The 17,590-nt window shown below is 69.8% G+C and carries 16 protein-coding genes; 9 read left to right on the top strand and 7 right to left on the bottom strand.

The window, feature by feature from the left end:
- Positions 1 to 21: 21 nt before the first annotated feature.
- The 3 genes from BCF44_RS07720 to BCF44_RS55360 all read right to left on the bottom strand — a co-directional run bounded on the left by BCF44_RS07720 (position 22) and on the right by BCF44_RS55360 (position 2,326).
- Positions 22 to 624: an ATP-dependent Clp protease proteolytic subunit gene (locus tag BCF44_RS07720; RefSeq protein ID WP_116173421.1), complete on the bottom strand. Its 603-nt coding sequence runs from the start codon at positions 622 to 624 to the stop codon at positions 22 to 24.
- Positions 625 to 842: 218 nt separating this feature from the next.
- Positions 843 to 1,703 carry a phosphotransferase family protein gene (locus tag BCF44_RS55365; RefSeq protein ID WP_170217384.1) on the bottom strand — a complete coding sequence of 287 codons (861 nt, stop codon included), beginning with the start codon at positions 1,701 to 1,703 and terminating at the stop codon, positions 843 to 845.
- Positions 1,700 to 2,326, bottom strand: coding sequence for an SRPBCC family protein (locus BCF44_RS55360; RefSeq protein WP_116173420.1), 627 nt, complete (start codon positions 2,324 to 2,326; stop codon positions 1,700 to 1,702). The genes BCF44_RS55365 and BCF44_RS55360 overlap by 4 nt, the downstream gene beginning before the upstream one ends.
- Before the next feature lie 314 nt (positions 2,327 to 2,640).
- On the opposite strand from BCF44_RS55360, the gene BCF44_RS07705 reads away from it, so the two are divergent.
- The 3 genes from BCF44_RS07705 (at position 2,641) to BCF44_RS07695 (ending at position 4,006) form a co-directional block, all read left to right on the top strand.
- On the top strand, positions 2,641 to 2,973 hold the full coding sequence (locus tag BCF44_RS07705) for a transglycosylase family protein (RefSeq protein ID WP_116173419.1): 333 nt from the start codon (positions 2,641 to 2,643) through the stop codon (positions 2,971 to 2,973).
- 65 nt (positions 2,974 to 3,038) lie between these two features.
- The gene (locus BCF44_RS07700; RefSeq protein WP_116173418.1) at positions 3,039 to 3,407 is read left to right on the top strand and encodes a DoxX family protein; all 369 of its coding nucleotides are present in this window, start codon (positions 3,039 to 3,041) and stop codon (positions 3,405 to 3,407) included.
- Positions 3,404 to 4,006 (top strand): UdgX family uracil-DNA binding protein, encoded by a 603-nt coding sequence (locus BCF44_RS07695; RefSeq protein WP_116173417.1) that lies wholly within the window; start codon positions 3,404 to 3,406, stop codon positions 4,004 to 4,006. Before BCF44_RS07700 ends, BCF44_RS07695 begins: the two co-directional genes overlap by 4 nt.
- Here the strand turns inward: BCF44_RS07695 and BCF44_RS07690 are convergent.
- The 3 genes from BCF44_RS07690 to BCF44_RS07680 form a co-directional block, all read right to left on the bottom strand.
- Positions 3,994 to 4,965 carry an aldo/keto reductase gene (locus tag BCF44_RS07690; protein ID WP_116173604.1) on the bottom strand — a complete coding sequence of 324 codons (972 nt, stop codon included), beginning with the start codon at positions 4,963 to 4,965 and terminating at the stop codon, positions 3,994 to 3,996. The genes BCF44_RS07695 and BCF44_RS07690 overlap by 13 nt on opposite strands.
- A gap of 1,213 nt (positions 4,966 to 6,178) precedes the next feature.
- On the bottom strand, positions 6,179 to 7,345 hold the full coding sequence (locus BCF44_RS07685) for an HNH endonuclease signature motif containing protein (protein ID WP_147328424.1): 1,167 nt from the start codon (positions 7,343 to 7,345) through the stop codon (positions 6,179 to 6,181).
- 290 nt (positions 7,346 to 7,635) lie between these two features.
- Positions 7,636 to 8,346: a FadR/GntR family transcriptional regulator gene (locus tag BCF44_RS07680; RefSeq protein ID WP_116173415.1), complete on the bottom strand. Its 711-nt coding sequence runs from the start codon at positions 8,344 to 8,346 to the stop codon at positions 7,636 to 7,638.
- A gap of 97 nt (positions 8,347 to 8,443) precedes the next feature.
- Between BCF44_RS07680 and BCF44_RS07675 the strand changes: the two genes are divergently transcribed.
- Genes BCF44_RS07675 through BCF44_RS07665 form a run of 3 tightly spaced genes read left to right on the top strand, consistent with a single transcriptional unit; the run spans position 8,444 to position 11,130 of the window.
- Complete coding sequence (locus BCF44_RS07675) at positions 8,444 to 9,298, top strand: carbon-nitrogen hydrolase family protein (RefSeq protein ID WP_246014877.1); 855 nt, start codon at positions 8,444 to 8,446, stop codon at positions 9,296 to 9,298.
- On the top strand, positions 9,295 to 10,620 hold the full coding sequence (locus tag BCF44_RS07670; RefSeq protein ID WP_116173414.1) for an APC family permease: 1,326 nt from the start codon (positions 9,295 to 9,297) through the stop codon (positions 10,618 to 10,620). Before BCF44_RS07675 ends, BCF44_RS07670 begins: the two co-directional genes overlap by 4 nt.
- Positions 10,621 to 10,665: 45 nt before the next feature.
- Complete coding sequence (locus tag BCF44_RS07665) at positions 10,666 to 11,130, top strand: GNAT family N-acetyltransferase (protein ID WP_116173413.1); 465 nt, start codon at positions 10,666 to 10,668, stop codon at positions 11,128 to 11,130.
- Here the strand turns inward: BCF44_RS07665 and BCF44_RS07660 are convergent.
- Positions 11,127 to 11,480 (bottom strand): DUF488 domain-containing protein, encoded by a 354-nt coding sequence (locus BCF44_RS07660; protein ID WP_116173412.1) that lies wholly within the window; start codon positions 11,478 to 11,480, stop codon positions 11,127 to 11,129. The two genes, BCF44_RS07665 and BCF44_RS07660, sit on opposite strands and share 4 nt — an antisense overlap.
- A gap of 93 nt (positions 11,481 to 11,573) precedes the next feature.
- Between BCF44_RS07660 and BCF44_RS07655 the strand changes: the two genes are divergently transcribed.
- From BCF44_RS07655 to BCF44_RS07645, 3 genes are all read left to right on the top strand, one after another.
- Entirely contained in the window at positions 11,574 to 15,842 is a 4,269-nt protein-coding gene (locus BCF44_RS07655; protein WP_116173411.1) for an nSTAND1 domain-containing NTPase, read from the top strand.
- Positions 15,843 to 15,908: 66 nt separating this feature from the next.
- Positions 15,909 to 16,985, top strand: a complete 1,077-nt coding sequence (locus BCF44_RS07650) for an LLM class flavin-dependent oxidoreductase (RefSeq protein ID WP_116173410.1) — start codon at positions 15,909 to 15,911, stop codon at positions 16,983 to 16,985.
- Positions 16,982 to 17,590 (top strand): FMN reductase, encoded by a 609-nt coding sequence (locus tag BCF44_RS07645; protein ID WP_116173409.1) that lies wholly within the window; start codon positions 16,982 to 16,984, stop codon positions 17,588 to 17,590. Before BCF44_RS07650 ends, BCF44_RS07645 begins: the two co-directional genes overlap by 4 nt.

Here is a 17,590-nt window from a genome sequence, read left to right as displayed (position 1 = left end):
AAGCCCCCTTCGGCGCACTGCTCAGATGCGGTCGGGCGAGCGCTCGATCACGTGGTCGATGAAGCCGTAGGCCAGCGCGTCCTTGGCGGTGAACCAGCGGTCGCGGTCACCGTCGCGGATGATGGCCTCGACCGGCTGGCCGGTCTGCCGCGCGGTGATCTCGGCCAGCTCCTTCTTCCACAGCGCGTACACCTCGGCGCGGATCTTGATGTCGGAGGCGGTGCCGCCGACGCCGCCGGACGGCTGGTGCATCATGATCCGGGCGTAGGGCAGCGCGTAGCGCTTGCCGGGGGCGCCGGAGGAGAGCAGGAACTGCCCCATCGACGCGGCCAGGCCCATCGCGTAGGTCTGCACGTCGGGCTGCACGAACTGCATGGTGTCGTAGATCGCGAAGCCCGCGGTGACGGAGCCGCCGGGGGAGTTGATGTAGAGCTTGATGTCCTCTTCGGGGTTCTCCGCGGTCAGCAGCAGCAACTGAGCGACGATCCGGTTCGCCACGTCGTCGTCGACCTCGGAGCCGAGCACGATGATCCGGTCGCGGAGCAGGCGCTCGTAGACCGAGTCGGTGAGGTTCATCCCGGACGCGGCGCGCGCCACGAGGTCCGCGTTGGCGTGGTGTTCCACTTCTGTCCGCCTCTTCTTGAAAGCCAGGACTCCTGATTCCTGCTCGTCACTCTAGCCGAGCGGATCGCCGCGGAGTTCGGCGGCACGGCCGTGTTCGCCCACAGCAGTACGTGCGACCTTGTGAGCCGCGCTGACCTGCGGAAACGGGGTGCGCTCCGGACTGTGGCGCTATTGCCGAGTTCGCCAACGGCGGAATTGTTTTTCGAACCGGAAATGGTTCACGTGATCAGGGCCAGCGTCTGGGCGGCGTTGCGGGCGAGGTCGTCCCAGCGGCCGGTGTGGGCGCAGTAGGTCTGCGCGTCCAGGCCGATGTGCAGCTGGTAGGCCAGCAACGGCCCGCGGCCGGTCGCCGCGGCGATGTCGATGTCCCGCCAGGCGGGGTACCAGGGCCACCAGTAGAGCAGCCAGGCCAGGTCGTAGTCGGCGTCGCCGTAGAGGGAGTTGCCCCAGTCGAGGACGGCGGTGATGGCGCCGTCCCGCGTGAGCACGTTCCGGTAGAGCAGGTCGCCGTGGATGATCTGCCGCCGGTCGGGGCAGTCTTCGGCCAGCTCGCGGAGCGCGGCGGCGGCCTCGTCGAAGGGGCCGGCGCCGGTGGGCGAGGCCTCCAGCTTGGCCCGCCAGCCGGGGGTGCGGTCGTTCTCGGTGACGACGTCGAGCAGGGCCTCGGCCCAGGTGGCGAACGGGGCGTTGCCGTCGGGCCGCCAGGAGCCGTAGCCGGTGGTGTCGGAGATGTCGATCTTGCGGACCTCGTCGAGCACGGCGAGCGTCGCCGGCAGGGCCCTGCGCATGGCGTCACCGTCGAGCTCGTCGAGGAAGTCGCCGTGGGCTCGCCGCGTGATCGCGAAGTAGCCGTCCTCGGCGGGCCCGGAGTCGAGGAATTCGGGGATGGGCAAGGAGGTTGAGCGGTGCCGGGCCATGCGGCGGTCCTTGGCGTAGTCCTCGCCGTGCTGGCCGAAGCGGGCCACGACCTCGCGGCCGTCGAGGGTGAGGGCGTAGGCCGCGGACCACTCGCCGGCGCCGAGGAGGACCGGCGGGGTGGCGCGGTCCCCGTATCGGCGACGGAGGAAACCTTCGATCACGCGGCGCCAGTGTAGAAGCCGATGGTCCGGTCGCCGGTTTCCTGTGCCTTGGCCGGATCGGCGCCGGACGCGATGTCGGCCTCGATCCAGCTCTTGCCGCTGGCGGTGTAGAACGCCTTGGCCTCGTCGGTGGCCATCCAGGCGGCGGCCTCGGCCTGGCTCATGCCCTCGCCGGTGGCGAGGTGGTTGGCCAGGCCGAGCAGCATGCCGTCCCAGCCGATGCCGACCGCGCCGGGGCCGTAGGTGTCCCAGTGGTCGCCGACGACGGCGATGTGGTGGAGCTCGAACCGGGCGCCGTCGTCGACGGTGCTCAGCCGGACCTCGATCCAGCTGACCTGGTCGCCCATCTCCCAGGTGGCGTCGAACGCCGTCGGCCGCTGGCAGGCGGTGACAGTGCCGCCGGCGTTGCCGACGAGCTGGTAGCGGCCGCCGAGCTCGAGGTCGCCGGTGACGGGGAGGAACCAGCGCCCGATGCGCTCGGCGCTGGTCACGGCGTCCCACAGGTCGTCGATGTCGGTCTTGTAGGTCTGGCTGACGGTGACGGTCCTGGCCTCGCCCGCCTCCAGCGTGCGGCTGCCGACCTGGCGGCGCACGGCGTTGATCTGCTGCGTCACGTCGAACATGCCGGCAAAGTATCAGTACAGGCTTATATAAGCAACGGGGGCGTAGAGTGGCGGTGGGGCGGTCCTCTTCCGGGGAAGGGTGCCGCCCCGCCGGTGTGAAATCGGGGTTGTCGTCCCGGAGGCTCCGGCGCGCGGGTGGGCGGCGGCTCTGGTAGTGCGACGGGGATCCCGGTTTTGTGGTCGGAGCGAAAAACGATCTTGATTTCGGGGCCGCGGCGGGGATTTCGTCGGTAGCTGGACCGAGTGATCACGTGGCGTGACCGGGGTTTCGCACCGGTGGTGGGGTTCGGGGGCGGCTGCCTACGGTCCGGATCATGGCACCAGGACGAAGTTCGAGGATGGCCGTGCTGGCGGCGGCGGTGTGCGGGCTGCTGCTGCTCGTGGCGGGGCCGGCGTCGGCCGAGCCCAGCGGCGGCGACTGGCTGCGGCTGCGCACGTGCGAGTCCGGCAACCGCTACGACCTGAACACCGGCAACGGGGAGTACGGGGCCTACCAGTTCACCCTCCAGACGTGGCACGGCCTGGGCGGGGTGGGTTATCCGCACCGGGCGGCGCCGGCGGTGCAGGACGCGAAGGCGTTGGCGCTGTGGCGGCAGCGCGGCTGGCAGCCGTGGCGGGGCTGCGCGCGCCGGTGCGGGCTGCACTGAGCAGGCGCCGGTTTGTCGGGTCGCGGGCGGGCTACCCCGTCAGCGACCCGACAAGGAGACCGACGATGCTGAAATTGCTGGCCAGGCCCATGATGGCGGCGGTGTTCACGTCGAGCGCATGGGCGACGTTGAAGGATCCGGCGGCGGTTGCGAAGCACGCCGAGCCGGTGATCGAGCGGTATCGCAAGGTGCTGCCGGAGTGGCTGCCGACGGACGCGGTGACGGTGGTGCGGGCGGACGCGTGCCTGAAACTCGGCTGCGGGGCGATGCTCGCGCTCGGCCGGCTGCCGAGGGTGGCGGCGTTGCTGCTGGCCGTGGACATGGTGCCGACCACGTTGGTGGGACACCGGGTCTGGGAGTCCGGCGACCCGGACGAGCGGGTGCATTTCCTGAAGAACATCGCCGTGCTCGGCGGTTTGCTGGCGTCGATATGACAATCGAGGTGCCGACGCGCGGCGGGCTGACGGCGCTGCGCCGCGCGGCGGCCGAGTGTCAGGGCTGCGGGTTGTACCGGGACGCCACACAGACGGTGTTCGGCGCGGGGCCGGCCGACGCGCGGATGGTGCTGGTCGGGGAGCAGCCCGGTGATCGGGAGGACCTGGCCGGCGAGCCGTTCGTCGGGCCGGCGGGGATGCTGCTCGACCGTGCGCTCGGTGATGCCGGCATCGACCGTGACGAGGTTTATGTGACGAATGCCGTGAAGCACTTCAAGTTCACGTTGCCGGCACGGGGAAAGCGGCGGATTCACCAGAAGCCCAGCCAGGGTGAGGTTTCGGCGTGCCGGCCGTGGCTGCTGGCGGAGTTGGACCGGGTGCGGCCGGAACTGGTGGTGTGCCTGGGCGCGACGGCGGCGTCGGCGCTGCTGGGTCCCGACTTCCGGGTCAGCCAGCGGCGCGGGGAAATCGTTGCGGCACAGGGGATTCCGGCGATGGCGACCGTGCACCCGTCGGCGGTGCTGAGGGCGCCCGACCGTGAGGCGGCGTACCGGGGACTGGTCGCCGACCTCACGGTCGCCGCCCGTCACCAGGCGTAGTGCTCGGGTGCGGTGCGGTAGCCCGGGAAGATCTCGTCGAGCGCGGCCAGGTCGTCGTCGGAAAGCCTGATCTGCAAGGCTTTCAGCGCACCTTCGAGGTGCGCGGCCGTGCGCGGGCCGATGATCGGCGCGGTGACCGCCGGCTGGTGCAGCAGCCAGGCCAGCGCCAGATCGCCCGGCTCGTGGCCCAGCTTGTCGGCGAAGTCCTCGTACGTGCCGAGCTGGTCGCGGCGCTTGTTCAGCTCGGCGGTCGCCCGGTCGCTGTACCGGCGCTTGCCGTCCCGCTGCTTGCGGACCGCGCCGCCGAGCAGACCCGAGGCCAGCGGGCTCCAGGGGATGACGCCGATGCCGTGCGCCTGCGCCGAAGGCAGGACCTCCAGCTCGACCTCGCGAGAGATCAGGTTGTACAGCGACTGCTCGCTGACCAGTCCGAGGAAGTTGCGCTTCGCCGCCTCCGCCTGCGCGACCGCCAGATGCCAGCCCGCGAAGTTCGAGGAGCCGAAGTAGAGCACCTTGCCCTGCGCCACAAGGGTTTCGCAGGCCTGCCAGAGCTCTTCCCAGGGGGTGGCCCGGTCGATGTGGTGGAACTGGTAGAGATCGACGTAGTCCGTCTGGAGGCGCCGCAGCGAGGCGTCGATCGCGCGGCGGACGTTCAGCGCGGAGAGCTTGCCCTCGTTCGGCCAGTCACCGGTCGCGCCGTACAGCTTGGTGGCTAAGACGGTCCGTTCGCGCCGGTTGCCCCCTTTGGCCAGCCAGCTGCCGATGATCTCCTCCGTCCGGCCCTTGCCGGCCGCGCCGCCGTAGGTGTTGGCGGTGTCGAAGAAGTTGATGCCCTGGTCGAGGGCCTCGTCCATGATCGCGTGGCTGGCGGCCTCGTCGGTCTGGGAACCGAAGTTCATCGTGCCCAGGCAGAGGCGGGAGACGGAAAGCCCGGTCCGGCCGAGGTATGTGTACTCCATGTGGTCCATCTTGGCGCGTGGTGGGAAGGGGCGCGCGGCAGTTCCATGATCTGGGCGGTGGGGCGGTGGGGCGGTGCGGATGTGACGTGGGCAGTGCACGGCGGCGGACCGGCGGCGGGTGGTGTGGTGTGGGCGGTTTGGCGGTGGAGTGCGGCGCGGCGCGGTGTGGAGGTGGTGGGTCGGTGCGGTCTGGTGTGGCGCTGGTGCTGGCGCTGGCGGTGTAGCGGAGGTGGCGGTGCGGTCTCGTGTAGCGGTGGTGGACGGCGAGGTGCGGGCGGTTTGGCGGTGGAGTGCGGTTCGGGATGGTGTGAGTGGCGGGGTCGGGGTGTTGGGTTGCGGCTCCGACTGGTTTTGGTTCGGAGGCGGGGCGCTTTTGGTTGGAGCGGAACGGCTGGTTTGAAGCTGGGGGGTCACGCGTTTGGTGATGTGTCGGAGGGTGTTTGCGGTTTGGGAGTGCAGTGCTTTAAGGCGACGCGGTTTGGATCGTTCGAGGTGGTGGCGGTTTGGGTTTTTGGGCGTGTAGGTGGGGTTGTTTCAGGTTGCTGGTGGGGAGGCTTTTTGGCGATGTTGTTCGGGTTGTTTTGGGGTGGGTGGTGTGGGTTTTGTGGTGGCGGTGTTCGGGTCGATTTGGTGTGGAGCCTCTGGACGATGGCCTTCGAGGAGCCTTTCCGGGGCAGGCTTCGCCTGCCCCTCGCGCGGAAAGCTTAGGCCATCGTCCACCTCCACACAAAATCGACCCGAGGCGGTAGTTTCCGGTGGTGTGCTGGCGAACTTTTGGTTCGCTGTGGAATTGTCAAGGAACGTGGGGGTGGTATTGGGGGTGGTTGGGTGGTGGGAATGGGTCGTGGGGGTGGCCCGGTTTGGCGGTGGGGTGGCTTGGCGGGGCGGTGGTGGGGTGGTGCGGTCGTCCGGTGGTGCGGTGGTGCGGTGGTGCGGTGGTGCGGTGGTGCGGTGGTCCGGCGGGCTGGGGTGCGGCTGGCGGAGGTTGGGTGGTGCGGTGGTCCGGCGGGCTGGGGTGCGGCTGGGTGGGGTCCGGCTGGGCGGAGGTCGGGCGGGGTGGTGGCCCCCCGGTGGGGCGATAGGGCTGGTCCGAGGGGGCGGCTCCGATTGGGGTGGCTGGCCGGTGTGTGGGTCTGTGGCCCGGTGGGGCGGAGGTCTGGTGGGGCGATGGGGGTGACTGGCCGGTGTGCGGGTCTGCGGCTTTGCGAGGCGGTCAGTATTTGTGGGGTGTGGTGGTGTAGTTGCGGCCGTGTGGGGTGGTCCAGTGCAGGCTGCCGTCGTTGTCGACGGTGACCTTGTGGGTGTCGTGTTTGAGGTGGTGGTGGCGGGTGCAGAGGCCTTTGACGTTGGCGAGCGTGGTGTGGCCTTTGGGCCAGGGGGTGACGTGGTCGCCTTCTTGGATGGGTCGGGTGCAGCCGGGGGCGGAGCAGACGTTGCCGGCGCGGACGCCGACGAGTTCTTTGAGGCGGCGGCCGGGGCGGTAGGTGTGTTTGCCGATGGTGTCGGCGTGGTCGTGGTCGTCGAGGAGGATGGCCCGCCAGATGCCGTCCATGGCGAGTTCGCGGGCGGTGTCGGCGGTGATGGGGCCGTAGCCCTCGAGTAGGGCGGGGTCTTCGGTCAACCCCATCAAGGTCTCCATCGAGATGGTGACGTGGACCTGGACATCGCGCTTCCGAACGTTGCCCAGGAACCGGTCCAGGAAGGCATCCGCTCGTTTCTGGTCGGTGGTGCGGTCATCCTTCGGGAGGTCTTTGGCGTCGGCGCAGAGCAGGTCGTGGACCATGCGGGCCTCGACGGCGGGCAGGGTCGCGGTGAGGTGGGCCATGCCGTCCGGCAGCGGCCGGATCTCCACCCGACGCTCGGACTTGGCCTTCTGGTGGCGTTGTTCGTAGCCGGTGGGGTCGGCTTGCGCGACCAGGGCGGTGGTCCGGCGACCCAACTGGGAGTGGGTGAGTCCTGGGGCGATGTCGAGCAGGGCGTCTTCGACCTCGGCGATGAGCGCAACGGACGGCAGGTTCCGGACCCGATCACGGACCGCTTCGAGCCGCCGCAGGTCCAACCGACCCTCCCGCAACTGGTCCATCAGGCGGGGCAGGGTCCGCAGATCCTCGGTCAACTCCTTACGCCGGACTACGGTCTGCTCGGGTTCGGTGATGGCCATCGCCAACTCGGCGGTGTCCTCGACACCCCGCAGCACAGCCAACTCCACGTAGTCGGCGAAGGCCCTGATCTTACGAGCGAGAATGGTGACGGTAACCCGCTCGTCGGCGGAAAGGGCGTCCAGATCGAGCCCCGCGAGAAGATCGAGCAGGGCCCCGCAAGGCTCGACTCTCTCCAACTCCCGGGTGAGTTCCATACCTCTAAGAATACCGACCTGCAAGATCCAAATCGAATCCCTAACGGGTGAACTGTTTCATGCATAATCGAGCGATCGGTCGCGCAGAACCGGCAACAACACGATAAGCGTGGATTTTGCGTGGAGGGGGACGATGGCCTAAGCTTTCCTGCGTGAGGGGCAGGCGGAGCCTGCCCCGGAGATGCCCCTCATGGCCATCGTTCAGAGGCTCCACGCAAAATCCACGCGACATACAACTACACAACCATCCTCACCATAAGCCCCCACAACAGCCACCCTCACCATAAGCCCCCGACCCGCAAACACAACCACCCCTACGGCGAAACCCCGTGCCGGGCCAGCATCGTCGAATGCAGCGCCCCGACGTGCCGGCACACCACATCGACCGCCCTCACCGCGTCGCCCTTTCCCAACGCCTCCACCAGTTCCGCGTGCTCCCGGTTGGACTCCCGCAGATACTCCATCGGGTACGGCAGGTAATACCGATACAGCTCCCGCACCACATCCCCGAACCTGGCGACACCCGACGGCATCCCGCTCGCGCCGACCACCGCCAGATGGAACGCGGCATCCAGCTCGTGGAACTCGGCCCAGCCGGACGCCTTCTCCATGCGCCCCACCAGCTCCCACAGCTCGTCCACCGCAACGCCCCGCACCGCCGCCAGATGCACCAGCCCGCTCTCCAGCACCAACCGATGATCGATCAGCTCGTGCACCTCCGCCGCCGCGCCGGTGTACGCGGCGATCTCCGCCACCACTCCCCGGGCCGGGGACAGCGAAACCAACGTCCCCCCGCCACGGCCCCGCCGCCGCTCCAGCACGCCGTCCGAGCACAGCGACACCAACGCCCGCCGCACGGTGATCTCGGAAACCCCCAGCGCCACCGCGATCTCACCACCGGGCGGCAGCGCCTCGCCGGGCGCGAGCAGGCCCAGTTCCACGGCCAGCGCGATGCGCGCCCGCACGGTGTCCAATGCCGACAGCCGGCGGATCCCCGTCAGCGCCGGCACGCTCAAACGGTCCACCGCCTCACGATACGCCCAAAACTGATCACAATGAGCACTCTTGTGAAACTGTTCAGCCTGGACTATTTTTCGCCCTAGCCGACGGAAGGAGCCGCCCGTGCCGCCACTGCCCGTCGCACTCGTCCAGGCCGAACCGGTCCCGTACGACCGCCCGCTCGACACGTTCGCCGACGAGGTCACGACCCTGCTCGCCGACCACCCCGGCACCCGCCTGGTGATGTACCCCGAGCTGCACCTCTGCGGCGCCGAGAACCCCCGCGACACCGCCGAGCCACTGACGAGCGCCCGCACCGCGACCCTCGCCGAACTGGCCGCGGACCTGGACATCTGGCTAGTCCCTGGCACCGTCTGCGAGAGCGGTCCGAACGGCGAGGTGTTCAACACCGCCCTCGCCTTCTCCCCCGCCGGCGAACTCGTGGCGCACTACCGCAAGATCTTCCCCTGGCGGCCGTACGAGCCGTACGACCCCGGCGACAGGTTCGTCGTCTTCGACATCCCCGAGGCAGGCCGCGTCGGCTTCTCCATCTGCTACGACGCGTGGTTCCCCGAGCTGACCCGCCACCTCGCCTGGATGGGCGCCGACCTCGTGCTCAACCCCGTGCAGACGACCACCCCCGACCGCGCCCAGGAGCTGGTTCTCGCCCGGGCCAACGCGATCGTCAACCAGGTCTTCGTGGCCAGCGTCAATGTCGCCGGCCCGTTCGGCGTCGGCCGGAGCATCGTGGTCGGCCCCGAGGGCGACGTGCTCGCCGAGTCGCCCGACGCCGGTCCCACCACCTTCGCCCTGACGCTGGACCTCGACGACGTCGCACGGACACGTGAAACCGGCACCGCCGGCGTGAACCGGATGTGGGAGCAGTTCCGCGACACTGACTCCCCCATCGAGCTTCCCCTGTACCAGGGACGGATCGATCCCGGCCGCTGGCGGCCGCGAGGAGGTGGCCCGCGATGACCGACACCGCACCGACGACCACAACCCTTACCCCGCACCTGCATCTGCGCGGCGTCGTCCTCTTCGGACTCGCCTACATGGCGCCGCTGATCGTGCTCGGCACGTACGGCATCGTCGCCGACACCACCAGCGGAACCGTGCCCACCGCCTACATCCTGGCCACGGTGGCGATGCTGTTCACCGCCGCCAGCTACGGCCGGATGGCCGGCGTCTACCCGGTGGCCGGATCCGCGTACACCTACGTGCGCAAGGCGATCGACTCCCGCGCCGGCTTCCTCGTCGGCTGGGCCGTGCTGCTGGACTACTTCTTCCTGCCGATGGTGATCTGGCTGATCGGCGCCGCGTACATGTCCGCGCAGTTCCCGGACGTCCCCAGCTGGATCTGGGTGGTGGGCTTCATCGTGATCACCACCGTGCTGAACGTGCTGGGCATCCGGGTCGCGGTCGGCGTGAACTTCCTGCTGATGGCCTTCCAGCTGCTGGTGATCCTGTTCTTCGTGATCCTCTCGCTGCGCCAGGTGGCCGGCGGCGGCCACAGCCTGGTCAGCGGGGTTCCCTTCTACCACAACGGTTCCAGCTTCGGCGGCATCTCCGCCGGGGCCGCGCTGGCCGCCTACTCGTTCCTCGGCTTCGACGCCGTCACCACGCTGACCGAGGAGACCTTCGAGCCCCGCAGGACGATTCCCCGCGCGATCCTGCTCACCGCGCTGCTCGGCGGCGTCCTGTTCGTGATCCTGGCCTACGCCACGCAACTCGTGCACCCCGGCGCGCAGTTCCACGACGAGTCATCGGCCGCCTTCGAGATCGCCACCGACATCGGCGGCAACCTCTTCGCCGCCGTGTTCCTCGCCGGGCTGATGGTCGCGCAGTTCGCCTCCGGCATCGCCGCGCAGGCCGGCGCGTCGCGGCTGATGTTCGCGATGGGCCGCGACGGCGTGCTGCCCAAGCGGTTCTTCGGCTACCTGCAACCGAAACTGGAGACGCCGGTCTTCGGCATCGCCCTCATCGGCATCGTCGGCCTTGGAGCCCTCGCCCTGGACGTCACGACCTCGACCTCGTTCATCAACTTCGGCGCGTTCACCGCCTTCACGTTCGTCAACCTGTCGGTGATCGCCCTGTGGCTGCGGCAGCGCGAGGGCTCGATCCTGCGCAACCTCGTCGTGCCGGTGATCGGCGCCGTGGTCGACGTGTGGCTGCTGGTGCACCTGGACGGCATCGCGATCACCCTCGGCCTGTGCTGGCTGGCGCTGGGCGTCTGCTACCTGGCTTATTTGACCCGCGGCTTCCGCCGCCCGCCACCCGAAATGACTTTCGAAGAGTGACTAATTAAAATTTACAACTGAAATCAACGGAGATACCGTGGCGACATGGCCGAGACAATCGTTCACGTCACTCCGGAGCTGATTCCCGAGCTGGTGGCATCCGCGGGCGCGCTGTTCGCCGAGGACGGCGGGCGGCACGACCCGTGGATGGACACCGGCTGGCCGCGGCGCGAGGGCGCCGCCTACTACCAGGATCTCCTGGCCGGCGACAATCTGTGCCTGTTGGCCAGGTCAAACAGCACAACCGCCGGTCACCTGATCGGGCGGCTGAACACCAACGCGCTCCGGCCCGGCGCTCGAACGGCCGTGCTGCAAAGCCTGCTCGTGGCGGAGGAATACCGCCGCACCGGCCTCGGCTCCGCACTGGTCGCCGAATTCACCAGGTGGGCCGCCGAAAAGGAGGCCAACGAATTCAAGGTGACGGCGTTCGCCGCGAACGAGCGGGCGATCGCGTTCTACCGCAAGCACGGATTCGCCCCGTTCGAACTGACCCTGAGCCGCCCCGCCTAGCCCATCGCGCGGAGCACGTCGGCGAGCACCGCGGCGCCGCTGATGTCCAGCGACTTCGTCGCCGTCAGCAGCGTCACGGTGCCGTCGACACCGTGCAGGCCTTGCAGCGCCGCCTGCTGGTCGCCCCCGGCGAGCTCCTGGCGGTATCGCTTGGCGAACTCGTCGTACCGCGCCGGATCGTGGCCGTACCAGACCCGCAGCTCCGTCGACGGCGCGACCTGACGGCACCAGCTGTCCAGCTCGGCCGACTCCTTGCGCACGCCGCGCGGCCAGAGCCGGTCGACGAGCACCCGGACCCCGTCCTCGGGGCCGGGCTCGTCGTAGACGCGAGCCACCCGCACCCTCCGCATGTGCGGACGATAACTCCGAATGTCCCTCGACGCCGGGCAACGACACCCCGCGACCTTCGCCACCAGCAGTGATCGCGTGGATACACTCGCGCGATGCTGGCCGTGAAACTCCTGGGCGCCCTGCACGCGGAGATCGACGGACGCGAACTGGAGTTGGGGCCGCCCAAGCAGCGGGCCCTCTTCGCGCAGCTCGCGGTGCGCCGCAACCAGGTGGTGTCCCGCACCGAGCTCGTCGACGGCGTCTGGGGCGAGGAACCGCCGGACAGCGTCCGCGGCATCATCCACACGTACGTCTCCAAGCTGCGGCAGGCCCTGGCCGGCGAGCGCAAGGCACCGGCCCGGGACTCGGTGCTGACCAGCGTCGGCTCCGGATACCGGCTGGCGCTGGAGCCGCAGCACCTGGACGTCTGGCTGTTCGAACACGCCTTCCAGCAGGCCGCGCAGGCCCGTGACGGCGGCGACGTCGAGCGGGCGATCGAGCACTGGGACGAGGGCCTCGAGCTGTGGCAGGGCGAACCGCTGCCGGGCGTGCCCGGGCCGTTCGCGGAGAGCGAGCGCCAGCACCTGGCGGAGCTGCGGCTGGCGGCGGTCGAGGACCGCGCGGAGGCGCTGCTGTCCCTCGGCCAGGAATCCAAAGTGGTCGTCGACCTGCGGACGGTCGTCGAGGACCACCCGCTGCGGGAGCGGTTGCGGGCCCTGCACATGATCGCCCTCTACCGCGGCGGCCGGCAGGCCGAGGCGCTGGAGCACCACGACCGGCTGCGCAGGATGCTCGCCGCCGAGCTGGGCGTCGACCCCGGCGCCGAGGTGCAGGCCGTCTACCAGCAGATTCTCGCCAACGACCAGGCGCTGAGCCGGCCGAAGCAGCGCGTCACCGTCACGCTGCCGACGGAGGAGCCGCCGACGCCGACGCGCGAGGGCCGCAGCCCGTATCCGGGGCTGCTGGCGTTCTCCGTCGGCTACGCGCAGTACTTCTTCGGACGTGAGCAGCTGACGGCGACGCTCATCGACCGGCTCGGCGATCCGCGCCGGGACGGGCCGGTCGCGGTGGTCGGCGCGTCCGGTTCGGGCAAGTCGTCCCTGCTCAGGGCCGGACTGGTGCCGGCGATCGAGGGCATGGACCTGCCGCGCCGCTGGTCGTGGCTGTTGTTCACGCCGGGCAACAAGCCGGTGGAGGCGCTGGTCTCCTCGCTGGCGCAGGGCACCGGCCGGCCGCCGTCGGAGCTGCTGGGGATCATCCACGACGATCCGGGCGAACTGGCCGGCGTGCTGGACGGGTCCGAGCGGCTGGTGGTGGTGATCGACCAGTTCGAGGAGCTGTTCACGCTCTGCGAGGACGAGGCCGACCGGCGGGCGTTCGTCGAGGCGCTGACCGCCCTGAACGTGCCCGTGGTGTACGGCGTGCGGGCCGACTTCTACGGCCACTGCGCCCGCTTCCCGGAGCTCGTCGCGTCCCTGGAGCGAGCGGTGGTGGTCGGTCCGATGACGGCGTCCGCGCTGCGGGAGGCGATCGAGCGGCCGGCGGCGCTGGCCGGCCTGGAGCTGGAACCCGGGCTCGGCGACCTGCTGCTACGCGATCTCGGTGCCGAGGAGGACACCGGCGGCGTGCTGCCGCTGCTGGCGCACACGCTGCTCGCGACGTGGCAGGTCCGCGAGGGCAACCGGTTGACGTTGCAGGGATACGCCGAGGTCGGCGGCATCCACAAGGCTATCGCGACCACCGCCGACGCGACCTACGCCCGGTTCGACCCGGCCGGCCGAGACCTGGTGCGCCGGCTGCTGCTGCGGATGGTGCACGTCGGCGAGGGCATCGAGGTGACGCGGGCGCGGGCCGACCGGCAGAGCCTCATCGACGGCTCCAGCGACCCGGAGACGGCCGCCGCGGTGCTGGATTCCCTGGCCCGGGCCCGGTTGGTGACGCTGGACGAGGACACCGCCGAGATCAGCCACGAGGCGCTGCTGCGGTCCTGGCCCCGGCTGCGGCAGTGGATCGCCGACAACCGGGAGGGGCTGCGGCTACACCAGCAACTGGCGCAGGACGCCCGCTCGTGGCAGCGGGACGGTCGCGACGATTCGGGGCTGTACCGGGGCGCGAAGTTGGCGATCGCCCTCAACTGGTCGCCCGACGACGGCACGCTGGCGCCGATCGAGCGTGAGCTGCTGGACGCGAGCCGTGAGCGGGAGGCCTCCGAGCAGCAGGCGGCGGTGCGGCGGACCCGCCGCCTGCGGCAGCTCGTGGCGGCGCTGACGGCGCTGCTGCTGGTGGCGGTCGGCTCGATGGTTTTCGCCTTCGCGGAGCGGAACATCGCGTTGCAGGAGCGGGCCGAGGCGCTGTCCAGACAGGTGGCGCTGCGGGCGAATTCCATGCAGGCGGCCGATCCCGCGCTGGCGGCGCAGCTGAGCCTGGTGGCGTACCGGATCGCCCTGACCGCCGAAGCCCGCAGCAGCCTGCTGACCACGTCCGGCGGGCCGGCGACGACCCGTCTGCTCGGGCACACCGACGGCGTCACGGCGCTGTCGTACGGCGGGAATCTCCTTGCAAGCGCCAGCAAGGACAAGTCGGTACGGCTGTGGGACGCCACCACACGGACGGCGGTGGCAACGGTTCCGGTGCCGACCGCCGCGTACGGTGTGGCGTTGAGCCGGGACGGCAAACAACTGGCGGTCGGCGTAGCTGACGGGTCGGTGATTCTCTGGGACGTCAGCAATCCCGGTAGCCCCAGGCAGTTGGCCGTCGGCAAGGGCCACACCGACAGCGTGTTCGCGCTGGCCTTCAGCCCGGACGGGAAGCAGCTCGCGTCGGCCAGCGGGGACAAGACGGTCCGACTGTGGCAGGTGGACGGTCTAAGGCCCGAGACAACCCTTGCCGGGCACCAGAAGACGGTCACCTCCATCGCCTTCAGCCCGGACGGCAAGCTGGTCGCCAGCGGCAGCTACGACAACACCGTCCGGCTGTGGGATTCGACAACCGGCGCTCCCGCGGGCGTGTTGACCGGCCACACCAACGCCGTCACCGGCGTGGCGTTCAGCCCGGACGGCCATCGGCTGGCCAGCGCCAGCTACGACGAGACGGTCCGCGTCTGGGATCCGGCTACGGGCGCGGCGGTGGCGACGCTCAGCGGCGCCACCAGTTTCCTGGAGGCGGTGGCGTTCAGCCCCGACGGCCGCACGGTCGCCGCCGGCGGTGACGACCACATCACCCGGCTCTGGGACATTGCCGCCGGCACGCAGGTGGCGGCCTTCACCGCCCCGGCGACGATCCGCGCGGTCGCCTTCAGCCCGGACGGCTCGTCGGTGGCGACCGGCGCGGCCAACTGGAGCGTCTCCGTGTGGGATGTGCGGGCGGCGGAGGTCAACGGGCAGGCACAGTCCGGCTGGGGCCTGGCGTTCGACAAAACGGGCAAGGTGCTGGCCAGCGGCCACTACGACGGCACGGTCCGGCTGTGGGGAACCGCCGATCCGCACAAGCCGACCGCGCTGGCCACCTTGACCGGCCACACCGGCCCGGTGACGTCGGTGGCGTTCAGCCCGGACGGGAAGACGCTGGCCAGCGTGAGCTACGACCACACCGCCCGGCTCTGGGACGTCGCCACCGGCCGACCGCTGGCCACCATCCCGGCGTCCACCGGGCAGCTGGAGGCGGTCGTCTTCGATCCGTCCGGAAAAATGATAGTCACATCTGGTGACGATCACTTGATTAGACTATGGGACGTGACCGACCCTGGACACGTGACGCCGATCGGGCAGCCACTGGCCGAGCACACCGACGTGGTGAGCTCGCTGGCCTTCGCCGCCGACGGCAAGACGGTGGCCAGCGGCAGCTACGACGGCTCCGCACGGCTCTGGGACGTGTCGGATCCGGTGCATCCGGTCTCGAAGTACCGGATCGCCACCACCCGGCCGGCCCCGATCCGGTCCATCGCGCTGTCGGCGGACGGCACGCTGCTGGCCACCGGCGGCGAGGACCACGCGGTGGAACTCTGGGACGTCACCGGCGCTCCGACGCAGGTCGGGGTGCTGACGGACCACACCAACACGGTGACATCGGTGGCGCTGAGCGCCGACGGAAAGTCGCTGGCCAGCGCGAGCTGGGACCGCACCGTGTCCATCTGGAACATCGGCGATCCGCACGCGCCGACACACACGGCCACCCTGTCCGGGCCGACCGACAACGTCACGGCGGTGGCGTTCGATCCGCGTGGCGGCAGCGTCGCCGCGGGCGTCGCGAACGCGCCGAACTCGTTGTGGCAGACCGATCCCGACGCCGTCGCCCGCCAGGTGTGCGCGGTGCGGGGCACCCCGGTCAGCGACGCCGAGTGGCAGGCCTATGTGAGCGACGACTCGCCGACAGACCCCTGCTGACCGTGGAATACTGACGGGCGTCCGGTAGTTGAGAGTTCAAGTACCGGACGTTCGAGAGGAGCGGACATGCAGTTCGGAGTGTTCACGGTCGGCGACGTGACGACCGACCCCACCACCGGCGTGACGCCGACGGAGGCCGAGCGGATCAAGGCGATGGTCACGATCGCGCTGAAGGCCGAGGAGGTCGGGCTGGACGTGTTCGCCACCGGCGAGCACCACAACCCGCCGTTCGTGCCCTCCTCGCCGACCACCATGCTCGGCTACATCGCGGCCCGCACCGAGAAGCTGATCCTGTCCACGTCGACCACGCTGATCACCACGAACGACCCGGTGAAGATCGCCGAGGACTTCGCGATGCTCCAGCACCTGGCCGACGGCCGGGTCGACCTGATGATGGGCCGCGGCAACACCGGGCCGGTGTACCCGTGGTTCGGGCAGGACATCCGCCAGGGCATCCCGCTGGCCGTCGAGAACTACGCGCTGCTGCACAAGTTGTGGCGCGAGGACGTGGTCAACTGGTCCGGCAAGTTCCGGACCCCGCTGCAGGAGTTCACCTCCACGCCGCGGCCGCTGGACGGCGTGCCGCCGTTCGTCTGGCACGGCTCCATCCGCAGCCCGGAGATCGCCGAGCAGGCCGCCTACTACGGCGACGGCTTCTTCGCCAACCACATCTTCTGGCCCACCTACCACTTCCAGCAGCTGATCCAGCTGTACCGGCAGCGGTTCGAGCACTACGGCCACGGCTCCGCCGACCAGGCCATCGTCGGCCTGGGCGGGCAGGTGTTCATGCGCCGCAACTCGCAGGACGCGGTGCGCGAGTTCCGGCCGTACTTCGACAACGCGCCGGTGTACGGGCACGGGCCGTCGCTGGAGGACTTCACCTCGCAGACGCCGCTGACCGTCGGCAGCCCGCAGGAGGTCATCGACAAGACGCTGACCTTCCGCGAGCACTTCGGCGACTACCAGCGGCAGCTGTTCCTGATGGACCACGCCGGCCTGCCGCTCAAGACCGTGCTGGAGCAGCTGGACCTGCTCGGCGAGATCGTGCCCGTGCTGCGGCGCGAGCTGGACGCCAAGCGTCCCGCGCACGTGCCGGACGGTCCCACGCACCAGTCGTTGCTGGAGAAGAAGGTGTCCGCATGACCCGCATCGCCGTCGTCACCGCCGGGCTGAGCCAGCCCTCGTCGACGCGGCTGCTCGCCGACCAGCTCGCCGCCGCCACGCGGGACGCGCTGGCCAACGAGCCTCTGGCCAACGAGCCTCTGGGCGGCGACGCCGAGGTGACCGTGATCGAGCTGCGGGACATCGCCGTCGACGTCACCAACAACATGCTCACCGGTTTCCCGAGCCCTCGGCTGTCGGCGGCCATCGAGTCGGTGACCTCCGCCGACGCGCTGATCGCCGTGACGCCGGTGTTCACCGCGTCCTACAGCGGCCTGTTCAAGTCGTTCTTCGACGTTCTGGACAAGGAATCGCTGGTGGGCAAGCCGGTGCTGATCGCCGCGACCGGCGGCACCGAGCGGCACTCCCTGGTGCTGGACTACCAGCTGCGGCCGATGTTCGCGTACCTGCGGGCGGAGGTCACCCCGACCGGCGTGTACGCCGCGTCGTCCGACTTCGGCAGCCCGTCGCTGCACGACCGGGTGCGGCGCGCCGGCGCGGAGCTCGCCGACCGGGCCGTCGGCGGCCGGACAGTGGCGAAGCCGGCCGACACCTTCGTGCCGTTCGAGCAGCTGCTGGCACAGTGA

The organism is Kutzneria buriramensis (assembly GCF_003387475.1).
In the GTDB taxonomy this organism is placed as follows: domain Bacteria; phylum Actinomycetota; class Actinomycetes; order Mycobacteriales; family Pseudonocardiaceae; genus Kutzneria; species Kutzneria buriramensis.
The sequence above is the reverse complement of the archived record's forward strand: the minus strand, read 5'-3'. Positions and strand labels throughout refer to the sequence as shown.

Bases quoted from the DNA above. Each gene is read 5' to 3' on its own strand.
- BCF44_RS55360 (WP_116173420.1), bottom strand. From the start codon at position 2,326: ATGTTCGACGTGACGCAGCAGATCAACGCCGTGCGCCGCCAGGTCGGC.
- BCF44_RS07705 (WP_116173419.1), top strand. From the start codon at position 2,641: ATGGCACCAGGACGAAGTTCGAGGATGGCCGTGCTGGCGGCGGCGGTG.
- BCF44_RS07700 (WP_116173418.1), top strand. From the start codon at position 3,039: ATGCTGAAATTGCTGGCCAGGCCCATGATGGCGGCGGTGTTCACGTCG.
- BCF44_RS07695 (WP_116173417.1), top strand. From the start codon at position 3,404: ATGACAATCGAGGTGCCGACGCGCGGCGGGCTGACGGCGCTGCGCCGC.
- BCF44_RS07690 (WP_116173604.1), bottom strand. From the start codon at position 4,965: ATGGAGTACACATACCTCGGCCGGACCGGGCTTTCCGTCTCCCGCCTC.
- BCF44_RS07670 (WP_116173414.1), top strand. From the start codon at position 9,295: ATGACCGACACCGCACCGACGACCACAACCCTTACCCCGCACCTGCAT.
- BCF44_RS07665 (WP_116173413.1), top strand. From the start codon at position 10,666: ATGGCCGAGACAATCGTTCACGTCACTCCGGAGCTGATTCCCGAGCTG.
- BCF44_RS07660 (WP_116173412.1), bottom strand. From the start codon at position 11,480: ATGCGGAGGGTGCGGGTGGCTCGCGTCTACGACGAGCCCGGCCCCGAG.
- BCF44_RS07655 (WP_116173411.1), top strand. From the start codon at position 11,574: ATGCTGGCCGTGAAACTCCTGGGCGCCCTGCACGCGGAGATCGACGGA.
- BCF44_RS07650 (WP_116173410.1), top strand. From the start codon at position 15,909: ATGCAGTTCGGAGTGTTCACGGTCGGCGACGTGACGACCGACCCCACC.
- BCF44_RS07645 (WP_116173409.1), top strand. From the start codon at position 16,982: ATGACCCGCATCGCCGTCGTCACCGCCGGGCTGAGCCAGCCCTCGTCG.